The organism is Pseudomonas sp. W2Jun17, assembly GCF_023127795.1.
In the GTDB taxonomy this organism is placed as follows: Bacteria; Pseudomonadota; Gammaproteobacteria; order Pseudomonadales; family Pseudomonadaceae; genus Aquipseudomonas; species Aquipseudomonas synxantha_A.
Genome location: NZ_SPKO01000036.1, coordinates 306905 through 332385, shown reverse-complemented (window position 1 = coordinate 332385; position 25481 = coordinate 306905). Strand labels below are relative to the sequence as shown.

24 protein-coding genes are annotated in these 25481 nt (G+C 60.0%); 18 read left to right on the top strand and 6 right to left on the bottom strand.

Translation table 11 applies throughout. The annotated features are described in order from the left end of the window. Positions 1 to 384: 384 nt before the first annotated feature. Positions 385 to 1290, top strand: coding sequence for a hypothetical protein (locus E4O98_RS24165; protein ID WP_005787714.1), 906 nt, complete (start codon positions 385 to 387; stop codon positions 1288 to 1290). A 101-nt stretch (positions 1291 to 1391) separates the two neighbouring features. Here E4O98_RS24165 and E4O98_RS24160 read toward each other — a convergent pair whose 3' ends face one another. Beyond that, on the bottom strand, positions 1392 to 2627 hold the full coding sequence (locus E4O98_RS24160) for a multidrug effflux MFS transporter (RefSeq protein ID WP_032876199.1): 1236 nt from the start codon (positions 2625 to 2627) through the stop codon (positions 1392 to 1394). 92 nt (positions 2628 to 2719) lie between these two features. Here E4O98_RS24160 and E4O98_RS24155 point away from each other — a divergent pair, with 92 nt between their 5' ends. Next, on the top strand, positions 2720 to 4132 hold the full coding sequence (locus E4O98_RS24155) for a PLP-dependent aminotransferase family protein (RefSeq protein WP_248089768.1): 1413 nt from the start codon (positions 2720 to 2722) through the stop codon (positions 4130 to 4132). A gap of 7 nt (positions 4133 to 4139) precedes the next feature. On the opposite strand, the gene E4O98_RS24150 is transcribed toward E4O98_RS24155, so the two are convergent. Then, a complete protein-coding gene (locus E4O98_RS24150; protein ID WP_032876193.1) occupies positions 4140 to 5048 on the bottom strand; it encodes a MurR/RpiR family transcriptional regulator in 909 nt (302 codons plus the stop codon). 284 nt (positions 5049 to 5332) lie between these two features. On the opposite strand from E4O98_RS24150, the gene iolC reads away from it, so the two are divergent. The 13 genes from iolC to E4O98_RS24085 all read left to right on the top strand — a co-directional run bounded on the left by iolC (position 5333) and on the right by E4O98_RS24085 (position 19096). After that, positions 5333 to 7270, top strand: coding sequence for a 5-dehydro-2-deoxygluconokinase (gene iolC / locus E4O98_RS24145; protein ID WP_032876190.1), 1938 nt, complete (start codon positions 5333 to 5335; stop codon positions 7268 to 7270). Between the two features lie 83 nt (positions 7271 to 7353). Further along, entirely contained in the window at positions 7354 to 8241 is an 888-nt protein-coding gene (gene iolE / locus E4O98_RS24140; RefSeq protein WP_148853672.1) for a myo-inosose-2 dehydratase, read from the top strand. 3 nt (positions 8242 to 8244) lie between these two features. Then, entirely contained in the window at positions 8245 to 9033 is a 789-nt protein-coding gene (iolB, locus tag E4O98_RS24135) for a 5-deoxy-glucuronate isomerase (protein ID WP_005787728.1), read from the top strand. A 26-nt stretch (positions 9034 to 9059) separates the two neighbouring features. After that, a complete protein-coding gene (locus E4O98_RS24130) occupies positions 9060 to 9875 on the top strand; it encodes a TIM barrel protein (RefSeq protein ID WP_248136458.1) in 816 nt (271 codons plus the stop codon). 10 nt (positions 9876 to 9885) lie between these two features. Beyond that, positions 9886 to 11817, top strand: coding sequence for a 3D-(3,5/4)-trihydroxycyclohexane-1,2-dione acylhydrolase (decyclizing) (gene iolD, locus E4O98_RS24125; RefSeq protein WP_248136455.1), 1932 nt, complete (start codon positions 9886 to 9888; stop codon positions 11815 to 11817). A gap of 19 nt (positions 11818 to 11836) precedes the next feature. After that, positions 11837 to 12847 (top strand): Gfo/Idh/MocA family oxidoreductase, encoded by a 1011-nt coding sequence (locus E4O98_RS24120; RefSeq protein ID WP_248136453.1) that lies wholly within the window; start codon positions 11837 to 11839, stop codon positions 12845 to 12847. Between the two features lie 94 nt (positions 12848 to 12941). Continuing rightward, positions 12942 to 13970 carry a Gfo/Idh/MocA family oxidoreductase gene (locus E4O98_RS24115; protein WP_148853674.1) on the top strand — a complete coding sequence of 343 codons (1029 nt, stop codon included), beginning with the start codon at positions 12942 to 12944 and terminating at the stop codon, positions 13968 to 13970. A gap of 126 nt (positions 13971 to 14096) precedes the next feature. Beyond that, positions 14097 to 14273 (top strand): hypothetical protein, encoded by a 177-nt coding sequence (locus E4O98_RS24110; RefSeq protein ID WP_005787736.1) that lies wholly within the window; start codon positions 14097 to 14099, stop codon positions 14271 to 14273. Between the two features lie 49 nt (positions 14274 to 14322). Then, positions 14323 to 15258 carry a sugar ABC transporter substrate-binding protein gene (locus E4O98_RS24105; RefSeq protein WP_032876172.1) on the top strand — a complete coding sequence of 312 codons (936 nt, stop codon included), beginning with the start codon at positions 14323 to 14325 and terminating at the stop codon, positions 15256 to 15258. Positions 15259 to 15323: 65 nt separating this feature from the next. Further along, the gene (locus E4O98_RS24100) at positions 15324 to 16877 is read left to right on the top strand and encodes a sugar ABC transporter ATP-binding protein (RefSeq protein ID WP_032876169.1); all 1554 of its coding nucleotides are present in this window, start codon (positions 15324 to 15326) and stop codon (positions 16875 to 16877) included. Positions 16878 to 16903: 26 nt separating this feature from the next. Further along, complete coding sequence (locus E4O98_RS24095) at positions 16904 to 17926, top strand: ABC transporter permease (RefSeq protein ID WP_003191668.1); 1023 nt, start codon at positions 16904 to 16906, stop codon at positions 17924 to 17926. A 361-nt stretch (positions 17927 to 18287) separates the two neighbouring features. Beyond that, complete coding sequence (locus tag E4O98_RS24090; protein WP_003191666.1) at positions 18288 to 18692, top strand: TraR/DksA C4-type zinc finger protein; 405 nt, start codon at positions 18288 to 18290, stop codon at positions 18690 to 18692. 200 nt (positions 18693 to 18892) lie between these two features. Continuing rightward, the gene (locus E4O98_RS24085) at positions 18893 to 19096 is read left to right on the top strand and encodes a hypothetical protein (protein ID WP_005787746.1); all 204 of its coding nucleotides are present in this window, start codon (positions 18893 to 18895) and stop codon (positions 19094 to 19096) included. Positions 19097 to 19103: 7 nt separating this feature from the next. Here the strand turns inward: E4O98_RS24085 and E4O98_RS24080 are convergent, their stop codons facing one another. Next, positions 19104 to 19340: a DUF2789 domain-containing protein gene (locus E4O98_RS24080; RefSeq protein ID WP_032876165.1), complete on the bottom strand. Its 237-nt coding sequence runs from the start codon at positions 19338 to 19340 to the stop codon at positions 19104 to 19106. Between the two features lie 71 nt (positions 19341 to 19411). Continuing rightward, positions 19412 to 19642 (bottom strand): hypothetical protein, encoded by a 231-nt coding sequence (locus E4O98_RS24075; protein ID WP_005787750.1) that lies wholly within the window; start codon positions 19640 to 19642, stop codon positions 19412 to 19414. Positions 19643 to 20422: 780 nt separating this feature from the next. On the opposite strand from E4O98_RS24075, the gene E4O98_RS24070 reads away from it, so the two are divergent. Both E4O98_RS24070 and E4O98_RS24065 read left to right on the top strand, forming a co-directional pair. Continuing rightward, entirely contained in the window at positions 20423 to 20872 is a 450-nt protein-coding gene (locus E4O98_RS24070) for a hypothetical protein (RefSeq protein ID WP_177327419.1), read from the top strand. Between the two features lie 131 nt (positions 20873 to 21003). After that, complete coding sequence (locus E4O98_RS24065) at positions 21004 to 22011, top strand: ABC transporter substrate-binding protein (protein WP_148853677.1); 1008 nt, start codon at positions 21004 to 21006, stop codon at positions 22009 to 22011. Between the two features lie 126 nt (positions 22012 to 22137). Here E4O98_RS24065 and E4O98_RS24060 read toward each other — a convergent pair whose 3' ends face one another. Both E4O98_RS24060 and E4O98_RS24055 read right to left on the bottom strand, forming a co-directional pair. Further along, complete coding sequence (locus E4O98_RS24060) at positions 22138 to 24264, bottom strand: TonB-dependent receptor (protein WP_248136451.1); 2127 nt, start codon at positions 24262 to 24264, stop codon at positions 22138 to 22140. Positions 24265 to 24358: 94 nt separating this feature from the next. After that, complete coding sequence (locus tag E4O98_RS24055) at positions 24359 to 24748, bottom strand: DUF2946 domain-containing protein (RefSeq protein WP_005787761.1); 390 nt, start codon at positions 24746 to 24748, stop codon at positions 24359 to 24361. Between the two features lie 93 nt (positions 24749 to 24841). Between E4O98_RS24055 and E4O98_RS24050 the strand changes: the two genes are divergently transcribed. Further along, the gene (locus tag E4O98_RS24050) at positions 24842 to 25279 is read left to right on the top strand and encodes a DUF3995 domain-containing protein (RefSeq protein WP_032876152.1); all 438 of its coding nucleotides are present in this window, start codon (positions 24842 to 24844) and stop codon (positions 25277 to 25279) included. Positions 25280 to 25481: the final 202 nt, after the last annotated feature.

The following is a 25481-nucleotide window of genomic DNA, read 5'->3' as shown; positions in this document are numbered from 1 at the left end:
CTGGTGAGCGTTCACACTAGAAGTGGACGTCATTTTGCCAAGAAGTTGCTGAATGTTTCCTAAATAAAACTTCATCTTGGCAAAACTGCCACCTGTTCATGACTGGCACGAATCGATGTGGGAGGGGGCTTGCTCCCGATAGCGGTGTCTCAGGCAAGAGTTTGTTGACTGACACAGTGCTATCGGGAGCAAGCCCCCTCCCACATGAATGCATATCGCCCGCCCTTAACGGCCGTTTCTTGCAACTTGCATGACTTAAGTAAGTTCAATTTAATTAACTTATTGAAATACAAGGAATTTAAATTATTTGCCGACTGGCATGGTGCCTGCACTGTCCCTTTTGAGACTTGTAACACTATTTTTCATGCCTGGAGCAAAACAACAATGATCACATCCTCATCCGCGCTGCAAGAGTCAAGCACGCTCTCCGGGGTTTCCTGGGGGGCGATCTTCGCCGGGGCCGCTGCGGCGGCTGCGCTGTCACTGATTCTGGTGCTGCTGGGCTTCGGCCTGGGCTTTTCGGCGGTGTCGCCGTGGGCCGATAGCGGTATCAGTGCCAAGGGCCTTGGCATTTCCACGATTGTCTGGCTGGCCTTTACCCAGATCGTTGCTTCGGGCCTGGGTGGCTACATCGCCGGCCGCTTGCGGGTGAAGTGGGCCAACATGCATGGCGATGAAGTGTACTTTCGCGATACCGCCCATGGTTTCCTGGCGTGGGCCGTGGCCACATTGATCACGGCAATGCTGGTGGTCGGTTCGGTCAGCAGTGTCGTCAGTGGTGGTGTGAAAGCCGGTGCCAGCGTTGCGTCGGGCGCCGCCAGTGGCTTGACCCAAGCAGCCGGCAGCGCAGCCAAAGGTGCCGACAGCGGCGACTTCGGCTACTACGTCGACAGCCTGTTCCGCGATGACCGCCCAGCCGCGGTCAGCGACGACGCGGCCCATGCCGTGGTCGGCCGTATCTTCGCCCGGACCCTGAGCAATGACGGTCAACTGGCCGCCGAAGACCGTGCCTACCTGGCCCAGTTGATCACCCAGCGTACCAACCTCAGCCAGGCGGATGCCGAAGCGCGTATCGATAAAGTGTACGGCGATGCCCGTAAAGCCATCGAAGACGCCAAGCTCAAAGCCAAGCAGGCCGCCGAGACCGCCGCGAAAGTGGCTGCCTATACCTCGCTGTGGACCTTCGTGGCGCTGTTGATCGGTGCATTCTTCGCCAGCTTCGCTGCCACCTTCGGCGGTCGCCGCCGGGATGCCGTGGTGTACGTCGAAACCGAAAACTACGTTCGTTAATTCAAGGCCCATTCATTTAAGGAAAGCATCATGCGCTCATTACTGCTGTGGTTCCTCGGCGTGCCGATTCCGGTGATCATTCTGATCGCGATCTTCATGCACTAAACCCGGGCCTGGCTCGGTAAAGGGTGGGAAGGGCTTTGCTCCTTCCCACTTTTCGTTTTGCGCAACGTCAGCCAACTGATGACCAGCAAGGTGCTGGCCAGCGATGTCATGATTACCAACGGTTGTGCGGTGCCATCCGATAGCAGCCCGGTGGCCCAACTGCTCACAGCCGTCACAAACATCTGAATAAAAAAGAACAACCCCGACGCCGTACCGGCAATCGCGCCGTAGGGCTGCAACACCGACAACTGGCAGGCGGGCATCGTCAGCCCCACCGACACCATGATCACCACCATCGGCAACACAATCGCCAGCCAATCCTGCGCCAGCAGTGTCGTGGCCGTCGCAAGCAGTACGCTGCCCAGCACATTCAGGCCGATGGCGAAGCTGATCAAGCGGTCTGCCTCGAACCGCGCTACCAGGCGGCGGAACAGGTTGGCGCCGAACATATAGCCACTGATCGTTGCGGCAAATACCAGGGCGTAGGCGCTCGGCGATAAATCAAAGCCGCGTTGCAGCAACGCCGAAGACTCGCTGATAAACGGAAAATAGGTGCTGTACACGCAGCCGATCGCCAAGGCATAACGCAGGAAATAGCGGTCGCGCAGCAGTTGGCCGTAGATGCTCAGCAAGTGGGTGGGTGGCGCGGCGGCCACTTGTGGCGGACGGGTTTCCGGCAGGCGGCGCTGGACCACCAGGCACAACAGGCTGCCAATCACCGCCAGCAAAACAAACAAACCCCGCCAACCCAAGAGGGGCAACAGCACGCTGCCAAGCACCGGCGCGGCCATGGGCGAGACCGCCATTGCCATGGAGATCAACCCCAGCAAGCGCGCCTGCTCCTGTGGGGCAAAATAGTCGCGCACGATCACCCGGCCTATTACCGTGGTGCAACACCCGCCAAGGGCCTGGAACAGCCGCGCAATGATCAATACCCTCAGGCTGTCGGCCAGTGCGCAGGTGAGGGTTGCCAGTACATACATCGTCAACCCGGCCAGCAACACCGGACGCCGGCCGAAGCGGTCGGTAAGCGGGCCGCTGACCAGCAAGGAAATCGCCGATCCGAGGGTGTAGAGCGTCAGTACCAGCTGCAGTTGGCTATCGGAGGTCTGGAAGTAGTCGGCCATAGCGGGCAGGGCGGGCAAGTGCAGGTCCAGGGTGAGGCGCGGCAAGCCCACCAGGACCGTCAGCAGCGTTAGCCAGAACCAGGGAGCGAGAATGCGTTGCGTCATGGGCGGTTACTTCGCGAGGGGTAGAGCCCGGACTCTAGCGGCGTTGTGGTTTAATCCGCAGAACCACTTGTGCATGGAAGGACTGGACCACTATGAGCCGAGGAAAAGCCGCCTCCAACCTTGACTTGCCGCGCCCGGACAACTTGGGCGAGGGTAAACAGCAGGGCGCCTATGAGGCTTTGCGGGGGGCGATCCTGACTCGGCAGTTGCCGGCCGACAGCCGTTTGCCATCGACCCGCAGCCTGGCCGAGCGCTGGCAGGTTTCGCGCGGCACCCTTGAGGCCGTGTTCGACCGCTTGCACAGCGAAGGCTATGTGCAGCGCGTGGCGGGCTCTGGCACGCGGGTGCGCGCGGTGATTCCCGAGCAATTCATTGCGGCCCCGGCGTCAAAACAAATGCTGCGCCGCCCGGTTGACCCCGACCCACCCCACGCCGGGGTACAGAGCCATGTGCCCTTTGTCGCACGGCGCCCGGATGCCGGCCTGTTCGACCTGAAAGCCTGGGCGCGTTGCGTCGCCCGTGGGTTGTTGGCCGCAGGCCCTGGTGTACTGGAGGCCGCGCATCCTGGTGGGCTGCCGGCCCTGCGTGAGCACATTGCGGATTACTTGCGCAGTTATCGCGGCATGCACTGCGAGGCGGATGAAGTGATTGTCACCACGGGTATTCGTCATGGCCTTGACCTGATCGCCCGCACGCTGCTCCAACCGGGTGACCTGGCCTGCGTCGAGGACCCCGGCTACACCCCGGCGCGGCGTCTGTTCAAGCTGGCCGGCGCACAGGTGCAGTCGATCCCGGTCACCGCCGAAGGGCTCGATACCGCTCAGTTGCCTGCCCACGCACGACTGGTGTATGTCACCCCCGCGCACCAGGCCCCGCTGGGCGTGACCCTGTCGGTGTCGCACCGTCTGGCGCTGCTGGACTGGGCAAGTCGAGCCGATGCCTGGGTGGTCGAAGACGACTACGACAGCGAGTACAACTACAACAGCGCACCTTTGGCCGCACTCAAGTCCCTGGATGCGAACGACCGCGTGCTCTACTGCGGCAGCTTCAACAAGAACCTGTTTCCAGGGTTGCGAGTCGGTTTCATGGTGGTGCCCAAAACCCTGCGTCCGTCACTGCTGCGCACCTTGCAACTGACCGGGCATTCGGTGGGCGCCAGCGATCAGTCGGGCCTGGTGGACTTTCTTGGCAGCGGTGCGTTTGTGCGGCATTTGCGCGCTTCGCGCCAGGCTTATCAGGCGCGGCGGGATGCCTTGCTCGCTTGCCTCCCGCCGGACGTCACGGTCACTGGCGAGCAGGCCGGGCTGCATTTTGTGCTGTGGTTACCGGCAGGGGTGCCAGAGGCGGATTTCTGCGCCCGTGCCGCCGACGCCGGGCTGAGTTTGCAGCCACTGGGCAAGTTTTGTGTCGATGTAACGTTGCCGCCCGCCGTGATTGTCGGCTACACCGCATTGACCCTCGCGCAGATCCGCTTCCACGGCCGGGCTCTGGCGCAATTGCTGTAGGAGCGCGTCAGTCGTCGAACCCGACCTGCTCATGAATTTCATCCACCTTCAATTCCAACCGATAGGCCACCGCAATAAACAACGCCTGGCACAGGCACAAGGTGGCGCTCAGCGAGCGAAAGGCAAACGATGAGCCTTCATTGACCAACAGCACCGCATTCGCGCGCTTGGCCAGCGGCGACAGGTTGCTGTCGGTGATGATCAAGGTCTTGGCCTGGTGATGCTGGGCAATGCGCAGGCAGTGCTGGGTCTCTTTGCCGTAGGGCGTAAAACTGATGGCAATCACCAGGTCATTGGCGCGCACGCTGCGCATCTGCTCGCGATAACTGCCGCCCAGGCCAGAGATCAGGTGGATGCGCTTGTTGGTGTGCTGCAGGTTGTAGACCAGGTAGTCGGCCACGGCAAAGGAACGGCGCACACCGACCACATAGATGTTGTCGGCATTGACCACCAGGTCCACGGCTTTCTCGAAGGCCGCATCGTCCAGTTCCAGGCCCAGGCGCTCGATGCCGGACAGGGTGGCGTTGACACACTCACGCGCCAGGTCGCCGCCGCTGGCTTTCTGCGACTTGTTGGCGATCATGCTGCGGATGCGCTGCTGGTAGTTCTGCACCGGTGTGGTCTTGTGGGTATAGGCCTCGCGAAACAGCGCCTGCATTTCACTGAAACCGCTGAAGCCGAAACGCTGGGAAAACCGCACGATGGCCGAGGGGTGCACTTCGCATTCACGGGCGATGTCACTGATGCGATCGACCATGATCCGGTCGCTCTGCTGGCTCATGTAACTGGCGATGCGCTTGAGCTGGCGCGGCAGGCTTTCGTATTCGTCGGTGATCAGCTGCAACAGGCGTTCGGCATTGATCGGAGGGCTGGCGACAGTTGCTTCCAGGGTGGTCTCGGGATCGGTGCGGGACATGGGCAATCCTTCTGGCGTGTTCGTCTGATGCGCTGATGGGTGGCGCAAGTCTACAGGGTAGGCGCAAAAAAATACCTCGGCATCACGGCCCGCGTGGCCTGCTGAAACGATGCACGGGCGCTGGCGTGCCGCTATGCTGACGTATTGGAAAATATATTCCACTAAAAATAATTATGGAATAAATATTGATTGCCGCCGTCGGACGTTCTAGTCTGCTCCCACCAAGAGCGTTTGCCGCCACTACGGCGGCACAACGCAGGCTGATAAAAATAACAGGAGCCAGCATGGGCCAGACTCGTTTTGCCAGTGGGCGTCAATTGGATCTGATTTGCCTGGGGCGCCTGGGCGTCGACCTCTACGCGCAGCAAGTGGGTGCGCGGCTTGAGGATGTGTCCAGCTTTGCCAAATACCTCGGCGGTTCCTCCGCCAACATCGCCTTCGGCACTGCCCGGCTGGGGCTCAAGTCGGCGATGCTGAGCCGGGTGGGCGACGACCATATGGGCCGTTTTCTGATCGAATCCCTGGCCCGCGAAGGTTGCGATGTCAGCGGCATCAAGGTCGACCCCGAACGCCTCACCGCCCTGGTGCTGCTGGGTCTCAAAGACCGTGAAACCTTTCCCCTGGTGTTCTACCGCGAAAACTGCGCCGACATGGCCCTGCGCGCCGAAGACATCAGCGAAGCCTTTGTTGCATCGAGCAAGGCGCTGCTGATCACCGGCACGCATTTCTCCACCGACGGTGTGTACAAGGCCAGCATTCAGGCGCTGGATTACGCAGCCAAACACAACGTCAAACGGGTGCTGGATATCGACTACCGCCCTGTGCTGTGGGGCTTGGCGGGCAAGGCCGATGGCGAAACCCGTTTTGTTGCCGACCAGAATGTCAGCCAGCATGTGCAGAAAATCCTGGCGCGTTTCGACCTGATCGTCGGCACTGAAGAAGAATTCCTCATCGCCGGTGGTAGTGAAGACCTGCTCACCGCCCTGCGCACGGTGCGCGAACTGACGGCCGCCACCCTGGTGGTCAAGCTCGGCCCGCAAGGCTGCACGGTGATCCACGGCGAGATCCCTGCGCGGTTGGAGGATGGGGCGATCTATCCCGGTGTGCGCGTTGAAGTGCTTAATGTGCTGGGTGCTGGCGATGCCTTCATGTCAGGCTTTCTCAGTGGCTGGCTCAACGACGCCAGCGACGAGCGTTGCAGCCAGTTGGCCAATGCCTGTGGCGGCCTGGTGGTCTCGCGGCACGCCTGTGCGCCGGCCATGCCCACGCCCGCCGAACTCGATTACCTGTTCAACAGCCCGGTGCCGATCACCCGTCCCGATCAGGATGCGACCCTGCAGCGCCTGCACCGCGTCACGGTGCCGCGCAAGGCTTGGAAGCAACTGTTCGTGTTTGCCTTCGATCACCGCTGGCAGCTGGTGGACCTGGCGCAAAAAGGCGGCCAGGACTTGACGCGAATCAGCGCCATCAAGCAGCTGTTTATCCAGGCCATCGAACGTGTGGAGACCAAGCTCGCCGAGCAGGGCATCGAGGCCGACGTGGGCCTGCTTGCCGATCAGCGTTTTGGCCAGGATGCCCTCAATGCCGCCAGCGGCCGAGGCTGGTGGATTGCCCGCCCGGTCGAAGTGCAGAACTCACGGCCTCTGGCGTTCGAACACGGTCGCTCGGTGGGCAGCAACCTGATTGCCTGGCCCCAGGAACAGATCATCAAATGCCTGGTGCAATTTCACCCCGATGACGAACCTATGCTGCGCCTGGAACAGGAGGCGCAGCTCAAGGCGGTGTATGAGGCGTCCATCGTCAGCGGCCATGAACTGCTGCTGGAAGTCATCCCGCCCAAGGATCACCCCTCCACTTATCCCGACGTTTTGTATCGCAGCCTCAAGCGCCTGTACAACTTGGGTATCTACCCGGCCTGGTGGAAGATCGAAGCGCAGTCGGCCGCCGACTGGAAAAAGCTCGACGAACTGATCCAGGAGCGCGACCCATACTGCCGTGGCGTGGTGCTGCTTGGCCTGAACGCGTCGGCTGAATGTCTTGCCGACGGTTTTCAGCAAGCCCGCCTGAGCACCACCTGCCGCGGATTTGCCGTCGGCCGCACGATCTTCCAGGAGCCGAGCCGGGCGTGGATGGCGGGGGAGATCGATGATGAGACCTTGATCCAGCAGGTACAGGCTACCTTCGAACAACTCATCAACGCCTGGCGCAGTGCTCGAAATTGAATTAGGTCAAATGTGGGAGGGGGCTTGCCCCCTCCCACATAGAGCAGATCTCAGTGATACCTGAAAATAATAAAGGTGCAGCCATGCCCGCAATCCGAATTGGCATCAACCCGATCTCCTGGAGCAATGACGACCTCCCGGCCCTTGGCGGTGAAACCCCGCTGAGCACGGCCCTGAGTGAAGGCAAGGACATCGGCTACGAAGGTTTTGAACTCAATGGCAAGTTTCCCAAGGATGCCAAGGGCGTCGGCGACGTGCTGCGTCCCTATGATCTGGCGCTGGTCTCGGGCTGGTACTCCAGCCGCCTGGCCCGTCGTTCGGTGGCCGAGGAGATCGAGGCCATTGCCGGCCATGTCGAACTGCTCAAACAAAACGGCGCCAACGTACTGGTATACGGCGAAGTCGCCGATTCGATCCAGGGTTCACGCATTCGCCTGATAGAACGTCCGCGTTTTCATAGCGAACAGGCCTGGCAGGCGTACGCCGACAAGCTCACCGAGCTGGCGCGTTTCACCTTGTCTCAAGGCGTGCGCCTGGCCTACCACCACCATATGGGCGCCTACGTCGAGTCTCCCGAAGACATTGACCAGTTGATGAAACGCACGGGGCCGGAAGTCGGCCTGCTGTTCGATTCGGGCCACTGCTACATGGGCGGCGGCGAACCCATCGAGGTGTTGCGCAAGCACATCGACCGCGTTTGCCATGTGCATTTCAAGGACGTGCGCAAACCCGTGGTGCAATTGGCGCGCAATCAGATGTGGAGTTTTCCCGATTGCATCGTCAACGGCACTTTCACCGTGCCAGGGGACGGCGATATCGACTTTGCGTCGTTACTGGACGTGCTGCTCGCTGCGAACTACGCAGGCTGGCTGGTGGTGGAAGCCGAGCAGGACCCGGCCGTGGCGCCCAGTTATATCTACGCGAAAAAGGGCTATGACACCTTGCGTGCGCTTCTCAACGAGAGGGTTTGAGTGATGAGCTTGTTGGTCAAAAGCAGCAAACGCGGGCAAACCATGGTTGCCCTGGAGGCGGGGCGCCTGGAGTACGTAGGCTTCGCCGCTTACCGCTTGAGCCTGGGCGAAACCTTGCCGGTCAGCGCGGGCGATCAGGAGCTGTGCCTGGTGCTGCTCAGCGGTCGGGTGAATATCGAAGGCGAAGGCTTCAATTGGCAGAACCTGGGTGATCGCCAGTCGGTGTTCGAAGACAAATCACCGTTCGCCGCCTATTTGCCGCCGGGCACCGACGCCCAGGTCACGGCCCTGAGCGATGTACAGATCGCCGTGTGTGCGGCGCCGGGTGCGGCGGGTTTTGCCCCGCGCCTGATCCGCCCCGAGCAGTGCAAACGCAGTGTGCGCGGCAAAGGCGCCAACACCCGCTACGTCTGCGACATCCTGCCCGACAGCGAGCCGGCCCATTCGCTGCTGGTGGTGGAAGTGCGCACACCGTCGGGGCATTCCTCAAGTTACCCGCCGCACAAACACGATACCGATGACCTGCCGCACCAGAGCTTTCTGGAAGAAACCTACTACCACCAGGTCAATCCACCCCAGGGCTTTGTGTTCCAGCGCGTGTACACCGACGACCGCAGCATCGACCAGGCCATGGCCGTGGAAAACAGCGACCTGGTGGTGGTGCCCAAGGGATATCACCCGGTCAGCGTGCCGTATGGCTACGAGTCTTATTACCTCAATGTCATGGCCGGCCCCAAGCGCGCCTGGCATTTCCATAACGACCCGCAGCACAGTTGGCTGCTGGACCTTTAAACGGTTTTGGACGGAGAACAACAACAATGAAGTCGCCGCTACGTTTTGCCCTTAACCGTATGGTCGCGCCTGACTTGCCCCTGGCGGATTTTATCCAGCTGGCCAAAGCCCTCCAGTGCGATGCCATCGAGATTCGCAACGACCTCAAAAACCGCGAAATCGAATACGGCATGTCCGCCGCCCGCGTGCGTGAGTTGTGCACGGCGCAGGGCATCAAGGTGCTGTCGATCAACGCGCTGTACCCTTTTGATGTGTGGAACGACGAACGCCGCGCTCAGGCAATCGAACTGGCCACCTACGCCCGTGAGTGCGGGGCCCAGGGCCTGGTGATGTGCCCGTTCAATCAGCCTGGCGATACGCGTAACGACGCGCAGCGCGCCGCTGGTTTGCGCACCGCGTTGAGCGAACTGGCATTGATCCTGCGTGAGTACGGGATTCTCGGTTTCATCGAACCCCTGGGCTTCGCAGTATCCGCCCTGCGCCGCAAGCGCGTGGCAGTGGATGCAATCAAGGCCATCGGTGGCCTGGATGTGTTTCGTGTGGTGCATGACACCTTTCACCATCATTTGGCCGGCGAGCATGAGTTCTTCCCGGAGCTGACCGGGCTGGTGCATATCTCCGGGGTGGAAGACCACGAGGCGCCGCTTGACTCAATCCGCGACGGCCACCGCGTGCTGGTGGGCGAGGACGATATTCTCGGGAATGCGGCGCAGATCGACACCTTGCTGAGCACCGGCTACAGCGGCTATCTGTCGTTCGAGCCGTTTGCCGAAAGCGTGCATGGATTGGCGGATATCCGGCAGGCGTTGGGGGCAAGCATCGCCCACCTGCAAAAACGATAAGGGGCGCGACATGAGCACCACACGATTGACCATGGCCCAGGCCCTGGTGAAGTTTCTGGATAACCAATACATCGAAGTCGACGGCGTACAGAGCAAGTTCGTTGCCGGGGTGTTCACTATTTTCGGGCATGGCAATGTGTTGGGCCTTGGCCAGGCGCTTGAGCAGGACAGCGGCGACCTGGTGGTGCACCAGGGCCGCAACGAACAAGGCATGGCCCATGCCGCCATCGGGTTTGCCAAGCAGCACCTGCGCCGCAAGATCTATGCGTGCACGGCCTCGGTGGGGCCTGGCGCTGCGAATATGCTCACTGCCGCAGCCACCGCCACGGCCAACCGCATACCGCTGCTGCTGTTGCCCGGCGATGTCTACGCCAGCCGCCAGCCCGACCCGGTGCTGCAGCAGATCGAGCAGTTCCACGACCTGAGCATCAGCACCAACGACGCGTTCCGCGCCGTGAGCAAATACTGGGACCGCATCAACCGCCCCGAACAGTTGATGACGGCGGCGATCCACGCCATGCGCGTGCTCACCGACCCTGCCGAAACCGGCGCGGTGACATTGGCGTTGCCCCAGGATGTGCAGGCCGAGGCCTGGGACTATCCCGACTACTTCCTGCAAAAGCGCGTGCACCGTATCGACCGGCGCCCGGCCACCGCCGCGATGATCGGCGATGCGCTGGCGGCGTTTCGCGGCAAGCGCAAACCGCTGATCATTTGTGGCGGCGGGGTGAAGTACTCCGGCGCCAATGCGGCGCTGCAAGCCTTTGCCGAGCGCTTTGAGATTCCCTTTGCCGAAACACAGGCCGGTAAAAGCGCGATGGTCTCCAGCCATGCACTGAACGTCGGCGGCATCGGCGAAACCGGCTGCCTGGCGGCGAACCTGCTGGCCCCCGAGGCGGACCTGATCATCGGCATCGGCACGCGGTATACCGACTTCACGACCTCGTCAAAATCGCTGTTCAAGCACCCCGAGGTGACTTTTCTCAACCTCAATGTCAGCACCTGCGACGCGTTGAAGCTGGACGGTGTGCAAGTGGTGGCGGATGCCAGAGTCGCGCTTGAAGCGCTGGCCGATGCCCTCGGCGATTACCGTTCCGGCTGGGGCGAGCAGATCGCTGACGCCAAGGCGCAACTGAATGCCGAAGTGGATCGCGTGTACCAGGTGCAATACTCAGACGATGATTTCGTGCCGGAAGTTGACGACCTTCTGGACCGCGCCGTACTGCGCGAGTTTATCGAGCTGACCGGCTCCTGCCTGACCCAAAGCCGCGTACTGGGCGTGCTCAACCAGGCGCTGGCCGACGATGCGATCATCGTCGCCGCCGCCGGCAGCCTGCCCGGGGACTTGCAGCGCGCCTGGCGCAGCAAGGGCGTCAATACCTATCACGTCGAATACGGCTATTCGTGCATGGGCTACGAGATCAATGCCGCCTTGGGCGTGAAGCTCGCCGAGCCGACCAAAGAGGTCTACGCCCTGGTCGGTGACGGCTCCTACATGATGCTGCACTCGGAGCTGGCCACTTCGATCCAGGAACGGCGCAAGATCAACGTGGTGCTGCTCGACAACATGGCCTTCGGTTGCATCAACAACCTGCAAATCGGCAATGGCATGGACAGCTTCGGCACCGAGTTTCGCTTCCGCAACCCCGAGAGCGGCAAGCTCGACGGCGGCCTGGTGCCGGTGGATTTCGCCATGAGTGCGGCGGCCTATGGTTGCAAGACCTACAAGGTCAGCACGCTAGAGCAGCTGGAAGCGGCCCTGGCCGATGCGCGCACGCAAACCGTCTCGACGCTGATCGATATCAAAGTGCTGCCCAAGACCATGGTCCACGGCTACCTGTCGTGGTGGCGGGTAGGTGTGGCGCAGGTGTCCACCAGTGAACGCACGAATGCAGCGGCAAAAAAACTCAATGAACACCTGGCCAAGGCCCGGCAGTACTAATAACAAGAGGAGTGTTTACATGTCTTTGAAGCTTGGAGTGATTGGTACGGGCGCCATTGGCCGGGACCATATCCGTCGTTGCAGCCAGACCTTGCTCAACAGCCAGGTGGTGGCGGTCACTGATATCAACCTTGCGCAGGCCGCGCAGGTGGTGGCGGACTTGAAGCTGGACGCCGAGGTGTACCCGGACGGCCATGCGCTGATCAACTCGCCAGAGGTCGAAGCCATCCTTGTGACGTCGTGGGGGCCGAGCCACGAAGAGTTCGTGCTGGCCGCCATCGCCGCCGGCAAACCGGTGTTCTGTGAAAAACCCCTGGCGGTCACCGCGCAAGGCTGCCGCAAGATCGTCGAGGCCGAAGTGGCCTGCGGTAAGCGCCTGGTGCAGGTGGGCTTCATGCGTCCGTATGACGAAGGCTATCGGGCCTTGAAAGCTGTGATCGACAGCGGCCAGATCGGCGAGCCGTTGATGCTGCATTGCGCGCACCGTAACCCGACGGTGGGCGAGAATTACAACGCCGACATGGCGATCACCGACACCCTGATCCACGAACTGGACGTGCTGCGTTGGTTGCTCAATGACGACTATGTGTCCGTGCAGGTGGTCTTCCCGCGCAAGACCAGCAAGGCCCTGGCCCACCTGCGCGACCCGCAGATCGTGCTGCTGGAAACCGCCAAGGGCACGCGTATCGACGTGGAGGTATTTGTGAACTGCCAATACGGCTACGACATCCAGTGCGAAGTGGTGGGGGAGACCGGCATCGCCAAGTTGCCGGAGCCGTCCCAGGTGCAACTGCGCAGCGGTGCGAAGCTGTCCAATGCGATCCTGATGGATTGGAAAGATCGCTTTATCGGTGCCTATGACGTGGAGTTGCAGGCGTTTATCGACAGCGTGCGGGCTGGGCAGGTCGGCGGGCCGTCGGCGTGGGATGGGTATGCGGCGGCAGTGGCGGCGGATGCGTGTATTGAAGCCCAGGGCAGTGGGCAGATTGTGCCGGTGAGCTTGCCGGATCGCCCACACTTCTACGGCTGATCCCAATCTCACAGGTGGAACCTGGTCAATGTGGGAGGGGGCAAGCCCCCTCCCACATTTGAACAGTGTTTGCACTTCAAAGCAGGAGTGAATCATGCGAATTGGACTAGTCGGCTATGGCCACGGAGGGCGCTTCTTTCATGCGCCGCTGATTGCGACGTTGCCTGGTGCGACGTTTGTGGGCGTTGTCACACGCTCGCCGGAGCGTCGCCAGCAATTAAGTACCGATCTACCAGGCGTGAAGGCCTTCGACTCCATCGGCCAGATCGTCGAAGCCGGCGTCGACGCCCTGGTGATTTCCACCACCCTCAAAGGTCGCCCAGCGTTGGTACTGGAAGCCATCGAACACGGCGTGGCGGTGGTCAGCGACAAACCCTTTGCGGCCAACGCCGAACAAGCCCAAGCCCTGATCACTGCCGCCGAGCGCCAGGGCTCGCTGCTCAGCGTCTACCAGAATCGGCGCTGGGATTCGGATTACCTGACTCTGCGCAAACTCATCGATGCCGGTGCCCTGGGCACCATCACCCGCTTTGAATCTCGTGTAGAACGCTACAGCCCACAAGCCGTGGGCAATGCCAGCGGCGGCGGGTGGCTGCGTGACCTGGGCAGCCACTTGGTCGATCAGGCGCTGCAACTGTTCGGCCCGGTGGACCGAGTGTTCGCCCAACTGCACTACACCCCTGAACACCCCAGCGTGGATCACGGCTTTTTTGTTTCCCTGAGCCACGCCAACGGCGTGATTTCACACCTGTGGGGCAACGCCTTGCAGAACAGCCAGGCGCCGCGCTTTCGTGTCAGTGGCACCTTGGGTTGCTACACCGTCGAAGGGTTGGATGGCCAGGAAGAAGCGCTGATCGCCGGTAAATCGCCGAAGACCGAAGGCGAGCACTGGGGCGCGGAGGAGCATCGACGCTGGGGCTGGTTCGAACAAGGCTCGGAGCGTGAGCGGGTGCCGTCGGAAAAGGGCTGCTGGACACAGTTCTATCGCCAGTTGCAGTTGGCCGTGCAAGGGCAGGGACCGCTGCCGGTGAGCGCCTATGACGCGCTGGAAACCACCCGTATATTGGACGCCGCACGCCTGAGCGCCGAGCGCCAGCAAGTGGTTTCGACAAAAATAGAATAAAATTCTAAAACAGGTTGATATGGAAATTATTTTCTAATACAGTCGTTTCCAGGTTGCATAAAGTACGTCCCGGACCCAGCGGGCGACTCAACAAAAACAAGATCAAAAACAACCAGGTACCGTCAGATGAAAATCTTCAACGCTGTACTTCGAGTTTTACGCCCCGCCCAAGCGCCACGCGGACTGCCCCGCGCCCGGCCGTTCTACTTCTCCTTCCTTAACGTGCTGTGCGTCGAAAACCAGGGCGCGCTGGTGTGCTGCATTCCAGGGGCGCCAGTGGTGCGACTGACAGCCGAGTCCTGATAAACGCAACGTCGAAAAAAACCAACAAGAAAGTGGAGACAGACCGTTCATGAAGACCCCGATCCGTTTTACCGCGCTGGCCCTGTCCATGCTGCTGGCCAGTGGCGTTGCCGGCGCCGCCGATCTGAAGGTGGGCGTCACGATGTCTGCGTTCGATGACACCTTCCTCACCTACCTGCGCGAAGACATGGATAAGCAAGCCAAGTCCTACCCCAAGGGCGATGGCGTGCAATTGCAGTTTGAAGACGCGCGGGCCGATGTGGTCAAGCAATTGAGCCAGGTCGAGAACTTTATCAGCCAGAAAGTCGACGCCATTATCGTCAACCCGGTCGATACCGCTTCGACCAAGAACATCATTGCGGCTGCGACCAAGGCGGGCATTCCGCTGGTGTTCGTCAACCGTCGCCCGGACCAGAAAGACTTGCCCAAGGACGTGGTGGCAGTGACCTCCGATGACGTCGAGGCCGGGCGCCTGCAAATGCAATACATCGCCGAAAAACTCGGCGGCAAGGGCAAGATCGTGATCCTGCTGGGTGACCTGGCGAACAACTCCACCACCAACCGCACCAAGGGTGTCAAGGAAGTGCTGGCCAAGTACCCGGACATCAAGATCGAGCAGGAGCAGACCGGCGCCTGGCTGCGTGACCGGGGCATGACCCTGGTCAACGACTGGTTGACCCAGGGGCGTGATTTCAATGCGGTGCTGGCCAACAACGATGAGATGGCGATCGGGGCGTCCATGGCCCTGCGATCGGCCGGCAAGGAAAAAGGCAGCGTGCTGATTGCCGGTGTTGACGGTACGCCGGATGGCTTGAACGCGATCACCAAGGGTGACATGGCCGCCTCGGCGTTCCAGGACGCCAAGGGCCAGGCGGTGGGTTCCGTGGAAGCGGCGCGCAAGATGGCCAAAAAAGAGCCGGTGGAGCAGAACGTGGTGATCCCGTTCCAGTTGATCACCCCGGACAACGTCAAAGACTTCAAGTAGCCCTGACACAACAACAATAAGCCGGCAGGGCGGTCACGGCCGCCCTGCAGATGGAGTGCCTCCCTATGCTTGCTCAAGCCGCTGCCTCGCAGCCCCCGGGCATCCAGCCGTTGCCGCTGGACGAACCCTACCTGCTGGAAATTCTCAACATCAGCAAAGGCTTTCCCGGTGTTGTCGCCCTGGACGATGTGCAACTGCGGGTGCGCCCCGGCACGGTGCTGGCATTGATGGGCGAGAACGGCGCGGGTAAATCGACGCTGATGAAGATCATCGCCGGCATCTACCAGCCCGACGCCGGGGAAATCCGCCTGCGTGGCAAGCCTATTACCTTCGAAACGCCGCTGGCGGCGCAAAAGGCCGGGATCGCCATGATCCATCAGGAGCTCAACCTGATGCCCCATATGAGCATCGCCGAGAACATCTGGATCGGCCGCGAGCAGCTCAACAGCCTGCACATGGTCAACCACCGCGAAATGCATCGCTGCACCGCCGAGTTGCTGGCGCGCCTGCGCATCAACCTCGACCCTGAAGAGCAGGTGGGCAACCTGAGCATCGCCGAACGGCAGATGGTCGAGATTGCCAAGGCGGTCTCGTACGACTCCGACATCCTGATCATGGATGAACCCACCTCGGCCATTACCGACAAGGAAGTGGCCCACCTGTTTTCGATCATTGCCGACCTCAAGGCCCAGGGCAAAGGCATCGTTTACATCACGCACAAAATGAACGAAGTTTTCGCCATCGCCGATGAAGTGGCGGTGTTCCGCGACGGCCAGTACATAGGCCTGCAACGTGCCGACAGCATGAACAGCGACAGCCTGATCTCGATGATGGTGGGGCGTGAGCTGAGCCAGTTGTTCCCGGTGCGCGAGACGCCGATAGGTGAGTTGCTGTTGTCGGTGCGCGACCTGAGCCTGGACGGCGTGTTCAAGGACGTCTCGTTCGACCTGCACGCCGGGGAGATTCTCGGTATCGCCGGCCTGATGGGCTCTGGGCGTACCAATGTGGCGGAAACCATTTTTGGCATTACCCCAAGCACCGGTGGGCAAATCACCCTGGACGGCAAGGCGGTGCGCATTACCGACCCGCACATGGCCATCGAGAAAGGCTTTGCGCTATTGACCGAAGATCGCAAGCTCAGCGGCCTGTTCCCGTGCCTGTCGGTGCTGGAAAACATGGAGATGGCGGTGTTGCCGCACTATTCGGGCAGCGGCTTTATCCAGCAGAAGGCCCTGCGCGGCCTGTGCGAAGAGATGTGCAAGAAGCTGCGAGTAAAAACTCCGTCCCTGGAGCAATGCATCGACACCTTGTCGGGCGGTAACCAGCAAAAGGCACTGCTGGCACGCTGGCTGATGACCAACCCAAGGCTGCTGATCCTGGATGAACCGACCCGCGGTATCGATGTGGGCGCCAAGGCCGAGATCTATCGCTTGATCGCCTTTCTTGCCAGCGAAGGCATGGCGGTGATCATGATTTCCTCGGAACTGCCCGAAGTGCTTGGCATGAGCGACCGGGTGATGGTGATGCACGAAGGCGAACTGATGGGCACCTTGGATCGTGCCGAGGCCACCCAGGAAAAAGTCATGCAGTTGGCCTCCGGCATGTCTGCGGTCCACTGATCTACAGAATAAGAAGGTGATGGGCTATGAACGCAATAACAGACAACAAGCCGGCGACGGCACCGGTGAAGAATCGTCGACGCATGCCCACCGAGCTGAGCATCTTTTTGGTGCTGATCGGTATCGGCCTGGTGTTTGAACTGTTCGGCTGGATCGTGCGCGACCAGAGCTTCTTGATGAACTCCCAGCGCCTGGTGCTGATGATTCTGCAAGTCTCGATCATCGGCCTGCTGGCCATCGGCGTGACCCAGGTGATCATCACCACGGGGATCGACTTGTCGTCAGGCTCGGTGCTGGCCTTGTCGGCGATGATCGCTGCCAGCCTGGCGCAGACCTCGGATTTTTCCCGGGCGGTGTTTCCGTCCCTGACCGACTTGCCGGTGTGGATCCCGGTGGCGATGGGCCTGGGCGTGGGGCTGCTGGCAGGGGCGATCAATGGCAGCATTATCGCGGTGACCGGCATCCCGCCGTTTATCGCGACCCTGGGCATGATGGTCTCGGCCCGTGGCCTGGCGCGTTACTACACCGAAGGCCAGCCGGTGAGCATGCTCTCGGATTCCTACACGGCCATCGGCCATGGTGCCATGCCGGTGATCATCTTCCTGGTGGTGGCGGTGATCTTCCATATTGCCCTGCGTTATACCAAGTACGGCAAGTACACCTACGCCATCGGCGGCAATATGCAGGCGGCGCGCACCTCGGGCATCAACGTCAAGCGCCACTTGATCATCGTCTATAGCATCGCCGGGCTGCTGGCGGGCCTGGCCGGCGTGGTGGCCTCGGCACGTGCCGCGACAGGGCAGGCGGGCATGGGCATGTCCTACGAGCTGGATGCGATTGCCGCCGCGGTGATCGGCGGCACCAGCCTGGCGGGCGGGGTAGGGCGCATCACCGGCACCGTGATCGGCGCGCTGATCCTCGGCGTGATGGCCAGCGGGTTTACCTTCGTGGGGGTGGATGCGTATATCCAGGACATCATCAAGGGCCTGATCATCGTGGTGGCAGTGGTGATCGACCAGTACCGCAACAAGCGCAAGCTCAAGCGCTGAGTGAATCCAAGGGCCGACTCAGATCAAATGTGGGAGGGAGCAAGCCCCCTCCCACATTTAGCCCGGGATCAGCCACTTTCAACCGTTTGTCTTCTATATAGCTCCACAAACTTGAATTTCTTGCTATAAACGCACTCCGATGACCGTTCGCCAAGCCCGTCCTGGTGCCTTTGGGGGTTAATTGGGAAAAAATGCCTGTCTTTTCAGTTGCTGCGCTCTCAAGTCGGCCTTAGACTGCCGCCCCTCGTAAATTGAGTGCCGGGTGGCGCTTGAAATGGACGGCGCCCTTCCGAGACCTGCACAGGCCTTGCGGAACGCTCCCTTATTCGCCTTAATGCACGTATTTTTTATAGAGAAATCAATGACAAAGGAAAAGTTGCTGGCCATGCCGGCGGATGACTACATGAATGCCGAACAGCACGCTTTTTTCGAGAAGTTGCTGCAAGACATGAAGGTGGAACACCACGAGCGCATTGAACAGAACCGCATCGCCATTGAAAGCCTGGACACCCCGGCGGACCCGGCTGACGCGGCTTCCGTCGAAGAAGAGCGCACCTGGCTGGTAAATGCCATTGACCGCGACCAGCGTATGCTGCCGCAACTTGAGCGCGCCCTGGAGCGCATCAAGGAAGATTCTTTTGGCTGGTGTGATGACAGCGGCGAGCCGATCGGCCTCAAGCGCCTGCTGATCAGCCCGACCACCAAATACTGCATCGAAGCCCAAGAGCGCCACGAGCAGATCGACAAGCATCAGCGTCAAGCCTGATGTGCTGAATGGGGGGCCTGCCAGTGAGCTGGCTGCCCCGTCTGCAACAACCTCCCGAGATCATCCGGCCCGCGTCTGGCGCGATGGATTGTTGCTGTTTATGCAATGAAGCTATTCCCAGGATAGCTTTTTCCAACTGGAATAAAACCGTAGCATGGCCAACATTGTTAGGCAGCTAACTAATGCTACGGAGAACTTCCATGCAAAACAAAGTCGATGTGGCCGTGATGATCGGCAGCGGTGTACCTGAGACCCTGCGTGCCTTGGGTCAGAAAGCCTGCTGGGTAGTGTTGCTCAATGGTGAACAGCGCGGCACCGCTTTTGCCAGTCGCGATGAGGCGCAGGAGTGTCAGGCTGCCTGGCAAGCGCTGTTGCGCATGGAACAGTCAGACAGCCTGCATTGAGACCGTGCTAGTGAGATTGATGCAGGCGCTGATTCAACTCATCCACCGGGATGGCCCACTCAGCGTCTTCACGCAGTTCTTCCTTAAGAAACTGCGCCTGTTGGGGCGTCCAGAACGGCGCATCGATCAACTTCACGCCTTCCGGCAACGGATGCGCGACGATGAAGGCATCAATGGCCTCAGGGGTTGAGTCCAGGCCCAGTTGTTCAAACAGGGTTTCGAGCGTGGGGATTGGCGCGTCCATTGGGTACTCCATACAAAGTGAGGATCGTTGTGTATGGGAGGCTTGAGGCGCGTTAGAGTTCTATCGAGGTGTCAGGAATTGAGAGCACCCGAATCCACGGCGGTTTTCAGGGCTTTTGCGGCTTCTTTTGCTGCAAAGGCAGCGGCGTCTACAGTCTTGAACCAACGGTCTTTTTCTACTTGGTGCGCGGTCACAGTGGTCAGCGGTGGTTTGGCCCGCATGATAATGACTGCTTGAAACTCTCCGTCTACTTCCCTGGCATCGCCGTGGATAAAAAATTCGCCAATATCAAATTCCGTCACGTATAGCCTTCCCTTCAAGGTAACTGCACTGATGAAACCTGACCCGCACGGGGCAAACTTCAATGGACGGGCCAGTATGGCAGTTGTTGAGGGGCGCAGGCGCAGTAAAGTCACCCAGGTGACGAAACGAGTCCTCCGCAAAGGGCATGCAGCCTGGCTTCAAGCATTTTGGCCAATTCACAGGCTTTATTGTGGTCGCTGCGAAACCCCTTGATCCTGCCACTGGGCACTTCAAGAATGTGGAAAAAGTTCTTTCCGGCCGGTACCACTTGGTAAATAACCGAATGGGAGTACCCATCAAGGTTATGCAAGCAGTAGTATTGGCGTTCGTCTGGACATGATGAACGAGTGTGGAAGGACGTAGCATTGTGTTGACGTCGTTGCATGCTCAGCTCCTGTCGATCGATCTTGTTAGCCTGTGTTTGGCGTTTCGGGTGGTTTTGACCCGGCTTGCTGTTTTAGTATTGTCGTCGGTAGTTCGCAACTGGTTCCATGCCCGTGTATTTTTTGTTTCGGGTGTCGGAAAGTGCACTTTTGACTGGGTTATTCTCTGAAGTTGGTCGACTCGTATTCTCGGGTCGTTGAACCTGTGATTTGCTGTGCCACCGGCTGACCTTGCTTTAGGTCCACCGCGGCTGGGTGTACGAGTCCTGCGGGTTATCTTCAGGTTTTTGACGAATGTGTGATCGTGCCGTAACGGCCGTTTTTTTGTGCTGCCCGCTTCGGCGGCCAGCGCTTTCTTGATGTGGGGGCGTTTCCTTGGCAGTCAGTAATCTGGATATGCACGCGTTATTCGTGCTGGGTGATTTGCGCGCAAAGTTGGTCAAACAGTTTCAATCCCGGTTTGTCTACGTCACTGAACAGACGCCGGAAGGCATCTACATCGCCGAGATCGATACCGAAGCGGCACTGGTCGTGGATGACAAGCCACGCCTGGAACTCAAGGTGGGCGACCATTTCCGTGCGGCTGTTTTACCCAGCCGCGAAGGTGGAAAGTTCGAACTCAAGTTTCGCGATATCAAGTTGACCGTTTACGGCCTCGGCGACTACGCCTTTGTATCGTCGAACGAAGGCCAGGGCATTGTGTTCAAGGAAGGCCATAGCGTGATGCTGGTATTTGCCGCCCATGAACAATTGCAGGAAGGGTTGACCAAAACTCTCAAGGCCGTGACGGGCAAGGCCGCCAAGTGGCGCAAGGGTGAACTGGTGACGTTCAAGGCCAGCGAATAACCGATAAATACGCTGTGCACCTTTGTCTTTCGGAACCTCTACTACAGTTGAGTTGACTTAACTATTCAGAGGCTTCGCGCATTAGCGGCAAAGCCGTTTGCCATGACTGAGAGAACGCGAGGTGCAAAGGCATGAGAGGATTGAAGTCACTGGTGGCAGCGTCACTGACGGCCCTGAGTCTGTCACTGCCGGTATCGGCTGCTCAGGCACCGGTGCATTTTGCCGACCTCAACTGGGAAAGCGGCAGCCTGATCACCGAAGTACTGCGCTTTATCGTCGAAAAGGGTTATGACTTGCCCACCGACACCTTGCCTGGCACCACCATCACCCTGGAAACCGCCCTGGCCAAGAACGACATCCAGGTGATCGGCGAAGAGTGGGCGGGCCGCAGCCCTGTTTGGGTCAAGGCTGAAGCCGAAGGCAAAGTGGTAGGGCTTGGAGACACAGTCAAAGGCGCCACTGAAGGCTGGTGGGTGCCGGAATACGTGGTCAAGGGCGACCCGTCCAGAAACCTCAAGGCCCTGGCGCCGGACCTGAAGAGCGTACAGGACCTGGCGCGCTACAAGGATGTATTCAAAGACCCGGAATCCCCGGGCAAGGGGCGCTTTCTCAACAGCCCCATCGGCTGGACGTCCGAAGTGGTCAACAAACAGAAGCTCAAGGCCTATGGCCTGGACGACACTTATGTGAACTTCCGCAGCGGCTCGGGCGCAGCGCTGGATGCCGAGATTGCCTCGTCGATCCGCCGGGGCAAGCCGGTGCTGTTCTATTACTGGTCACCCACCCCGTTGATGGGGCGCTATAAATTGATCCAGCTGGAAGAACCGCCGTTTGATGCCGATGCATGGAAGACCCTGACCGACGCGGACAACACTGACCCCAAGCCTACGCGCTCGCTGGCATCCAAATTGAGCATTGGCGTATCGACGCCGTTCCAGCAGCAATATCCGCAGATCACCCAGTTCTTCGAAAAAGTCGAGTTCCCCATCGAGCCGCTTAACAAGGCCCTGGCGAAGATGAGCGAAAACCACACCGCGCCACGGGACGTGGCCCAGACGTTCCTCAAGGAGCACCCTGAGGTGTGGAAGGCGTGGTTGACGCCGGATGTAGCCCAGAAGGTTGAGGCGGCCCTTAAATAGCCTGAATGCAGAACAAAATGTGGGAGGGGGCTTGCTCCCGATGGCGGAGTGTCAATCACAGATAAATTGACTGACACTCCCTTATCGGGAGCAAGCCCCCTCCCACAATTTTTTTGCATTCCAGATTTAGAATCGCGTTTGTACCGCTATTTCGAAGGTCCGCGGTGACCCCAGATAGTAAGCTGGCGACACATGCGCAAACTCGGCATACACCTCATTGGTCAAGTTACGCACCCGCCCGGTCACCGAGGTACGGGCGTCCAGCTTGTAGCGCAGGAACGTACCGAACAGCGTGTAAGCCGGCACTGTCTGGGTGTTGGCATAATCGGCATACACCTGGTCGACATAGCGCGCATCCACCCCCCCTTGCCAATCCTCTGAGAAGTCGTAGGTCAACCACAGGTTGCCCACGCGCTTGGGCACATTGGTCGGCGTATTGCCTTTGCGCGATACCACGGCGCCGCTGGCAACTTTGTCATTGAATTCATCGTACTCGGCATCCACCCAGGCAAAGTTGCCTTCGGCCAGCAGCCTTGGCGTGATGCGCAGTGAGCTGGCCAGTTCGATACCCTTGGACGACTGCGCGCCCACCGGGATGCTGTTGGTGGGGTCCTGTGGGTCAGTGACGGCAAAGTCTTCGCGTTCGATCTTGTAGACGGCGACCGTTGCCGAGCCGCGACCGTCCAGGTAATCGAACTTGCTGCCGATCTCCCACTGCTTGCCGGTGGACACGTCGAACACCTGGGTGGTGGTATTGGGCTGTTCGACGGCGGTGCTGTATTGCACATAGACGTTGGCCGACGGAACAAACTGATAGGTAAACCCCACACGGCCGGTTACTGGCTCCCAACTGCGCTTGAAGTGCCGAGGGTTGGTAGCGGTGATTGTGCGGTGGTTGGTCACGTCCAGGTCGATGGCGTCATAACGCAGGCCGGTCAGCAGTGACAGCTTGTCCGTGAGCCCCAGGCGGTTTTCCACGAACAGTGCCTTGGTGGTGACCTGGTTGGTCTTGTCCTTGATGAAGCCCGGTCGGGTGCCGGGGATGTCATAGAAGTGTCCCGGGTTGTAGTTGTTCGGGTCGACGGTACTTTGACCCGATACGTTCAAGGGGCTGTTGGTGGTGCTGTTGATCTTGTACTCAAAACCGCCAGACCAAGTGGTGGAGAGGCCGAACACGCCGGTGTCATGGCGCAGTTCAAACTGGTTGCCGTTCTGTTCGCCCTGATGCCGCACCTGATAGGCCGTGGAGCGGTTAACGGCGCTGTTGTCGGCGTTGTACTGGTAGGTCTCCAGGTTGCGGTAATCGCGCTGGCTGTCGAGGTGGTAGAGGGTATTTTTCAGCGTGGTGCTGTCGTTGATCCGATAATCGATGATCGAGCGGGCCCAGATTGTACGCTGCTCATAACGTCCGTCGGCGACGTTGTAGTTGTTGAAGCGGTTGTGCTTGTCGATCTTCAGTTCGCCGGCCTTGGGGTTGAGCACCGGCGTGCCCCAATACGGGCTGTCCTCATGCTCATCCTGATATTCCAGGGCCAGGGTATGGGACAGGTTGGGCGTGAGGTCGCTGAGCAGGGAAAACGCCACGCTCCAGGCATCCCGTTGAGCGCGGTCGATGTGGCTGTGGTTGGTGTTGCGGCTCACATCCAGTCGCGCGTAATGCTGCACGTCGGCGCCGGGCTCGGTCAGCGCGTGATTAAGGCCGAAGGCCATGCCGGCGGTGTCGTAGCTGCCGTAGGTCAGTTGGCCTTCTGCGGCCTGTTCTTCACGGGTCGCCAACTTGGTCACGTAATTGAGCGAGCCGCCCACGGAGCCGGCGCCGTTGATCAGGGAGGAGGGGCCGCCGACCAGTTCCACACGGTCGTAGATCCACGCATCCACCGGCCGCGCCAGGCCTGTGGAGACATTGATGCCGTTGAACATCTGGGTAATCTGGCTGCTGGTAAACCCGCGGTACGAGACAAAACCACCAAACCCGGGCGGCGCGCTGGCGTTGACGCCGGGCAGGGTATTGGCCGCCTCGCGAAAGGTCCTGGCGCCACGGCGCTCGATATCGTTGCGGTTGGCAATGGCCACCGAGGCCGGGGTTTCCCGCACGCTCAGGCCCAGGCGCGAGGCCATGCCGCTGGATTGATCCAGGGCCAGGCCGGGCTCAATGTTTTGATCACCTTCAATGGTGGTCGGCGCCAACTCAAGGGCGCAGGCGCAAACGGGCAGGCAGCCGAACAGGCCCGCCAACAGGGGTAGATGTTTCATGGTTGAATCCTGAAAACTTGGCTTGAAAACAACGCACAGCCACCGGTCCTTCCTCTCGGAAACGGTCGGCAATGCAGATCAGAAAGCGCAGGGATCAGGCGTAGGCAGGTGGCGCACGCGGGTTAGCCGTGGGCCAGGTGAAACGGGCCGGAATATCAGCGGCGAGCACCACCGCAGCAGGTGGCGCATGGGGTTGTGGCAGTACCGCCACATTCAGATGGGAGTTGAGCGCAGGCCCCATGCCGCCGGTAGAACACAGCGGGCAACCAAAGGCCTTCGACAGGGTTGGCAGACTTTCATCCGTGGAGTTGCTGGGCAGGGGCGCCTGGGTGCGCGGGTCCACCGTACAGAACTGGCCGCTGATGCCGTTGAGCTGCATCCCCACCATCTGCCCATGACCAATGCTGCAGGCGAATACATTGAACAGGACGCAGCAGTAGAGCATCCAGGCAATGAGCGAGCGGTCGGCACGGGCGAGTTTCATGGGGCGGCACTTTAACATCAGCCGCCGACGAAATGCCTGCAAAAAATCTCAGGGCGACTATCCTGATTCCCACATTTTTCGGGAGCGTCCGCCATGAGTTTTGTCATTGCGCGATGGATTGTCGGGGTTTTTACCTTTATCAGCATGGTGCATCTTTACTGGGCGGCTGGCGGCAAATTCGGCAGCCTGGCGGCGATTCCGCAACTGCCTGGTGAATTTGCCAGCGGGCCGCGACCGGCGTTCAAGCCGTCGGCGCTGGGCACCTTTCTGGTCGCGATGGGGCTGGTAGCGATTGCCTTGCTCGTTTGCCTGCGCGCCGGGCTGTATTTCTCGCCGGTGTCCCATGGCGCGTTGCAGTGGGGCATCAGTGTGATTGCGGTGCTGATGTTTGCCCGGGCGATTGGCGATTCGGAGCTGGTAGGTTTTTTCAAGAAGGTCGGCAACTCTCGGTTTGCGCGCCTGGATACGTACCTGTACTCGCCGTTGTGCCTGGTGTTGGGTGCCGGGTTGTTGGTGGTGGCCTGGACCTGATGGTCTCGGCGCCATACCTGTGGCTAGGGAGCTTGCTCTCGTGACGGTCGGACAGCCAGCACATATCTACCTGACAAATCGAGATCCAAATGTGGGAGGGGGCTTGCTCCCGATGGCGGCCTCAGGGCCAACCAGGATGCTGGATCAGACCGAGTACATATCCGTTATTCAGGTAACGGCTGCTATTGGTTCCGCCCTTACG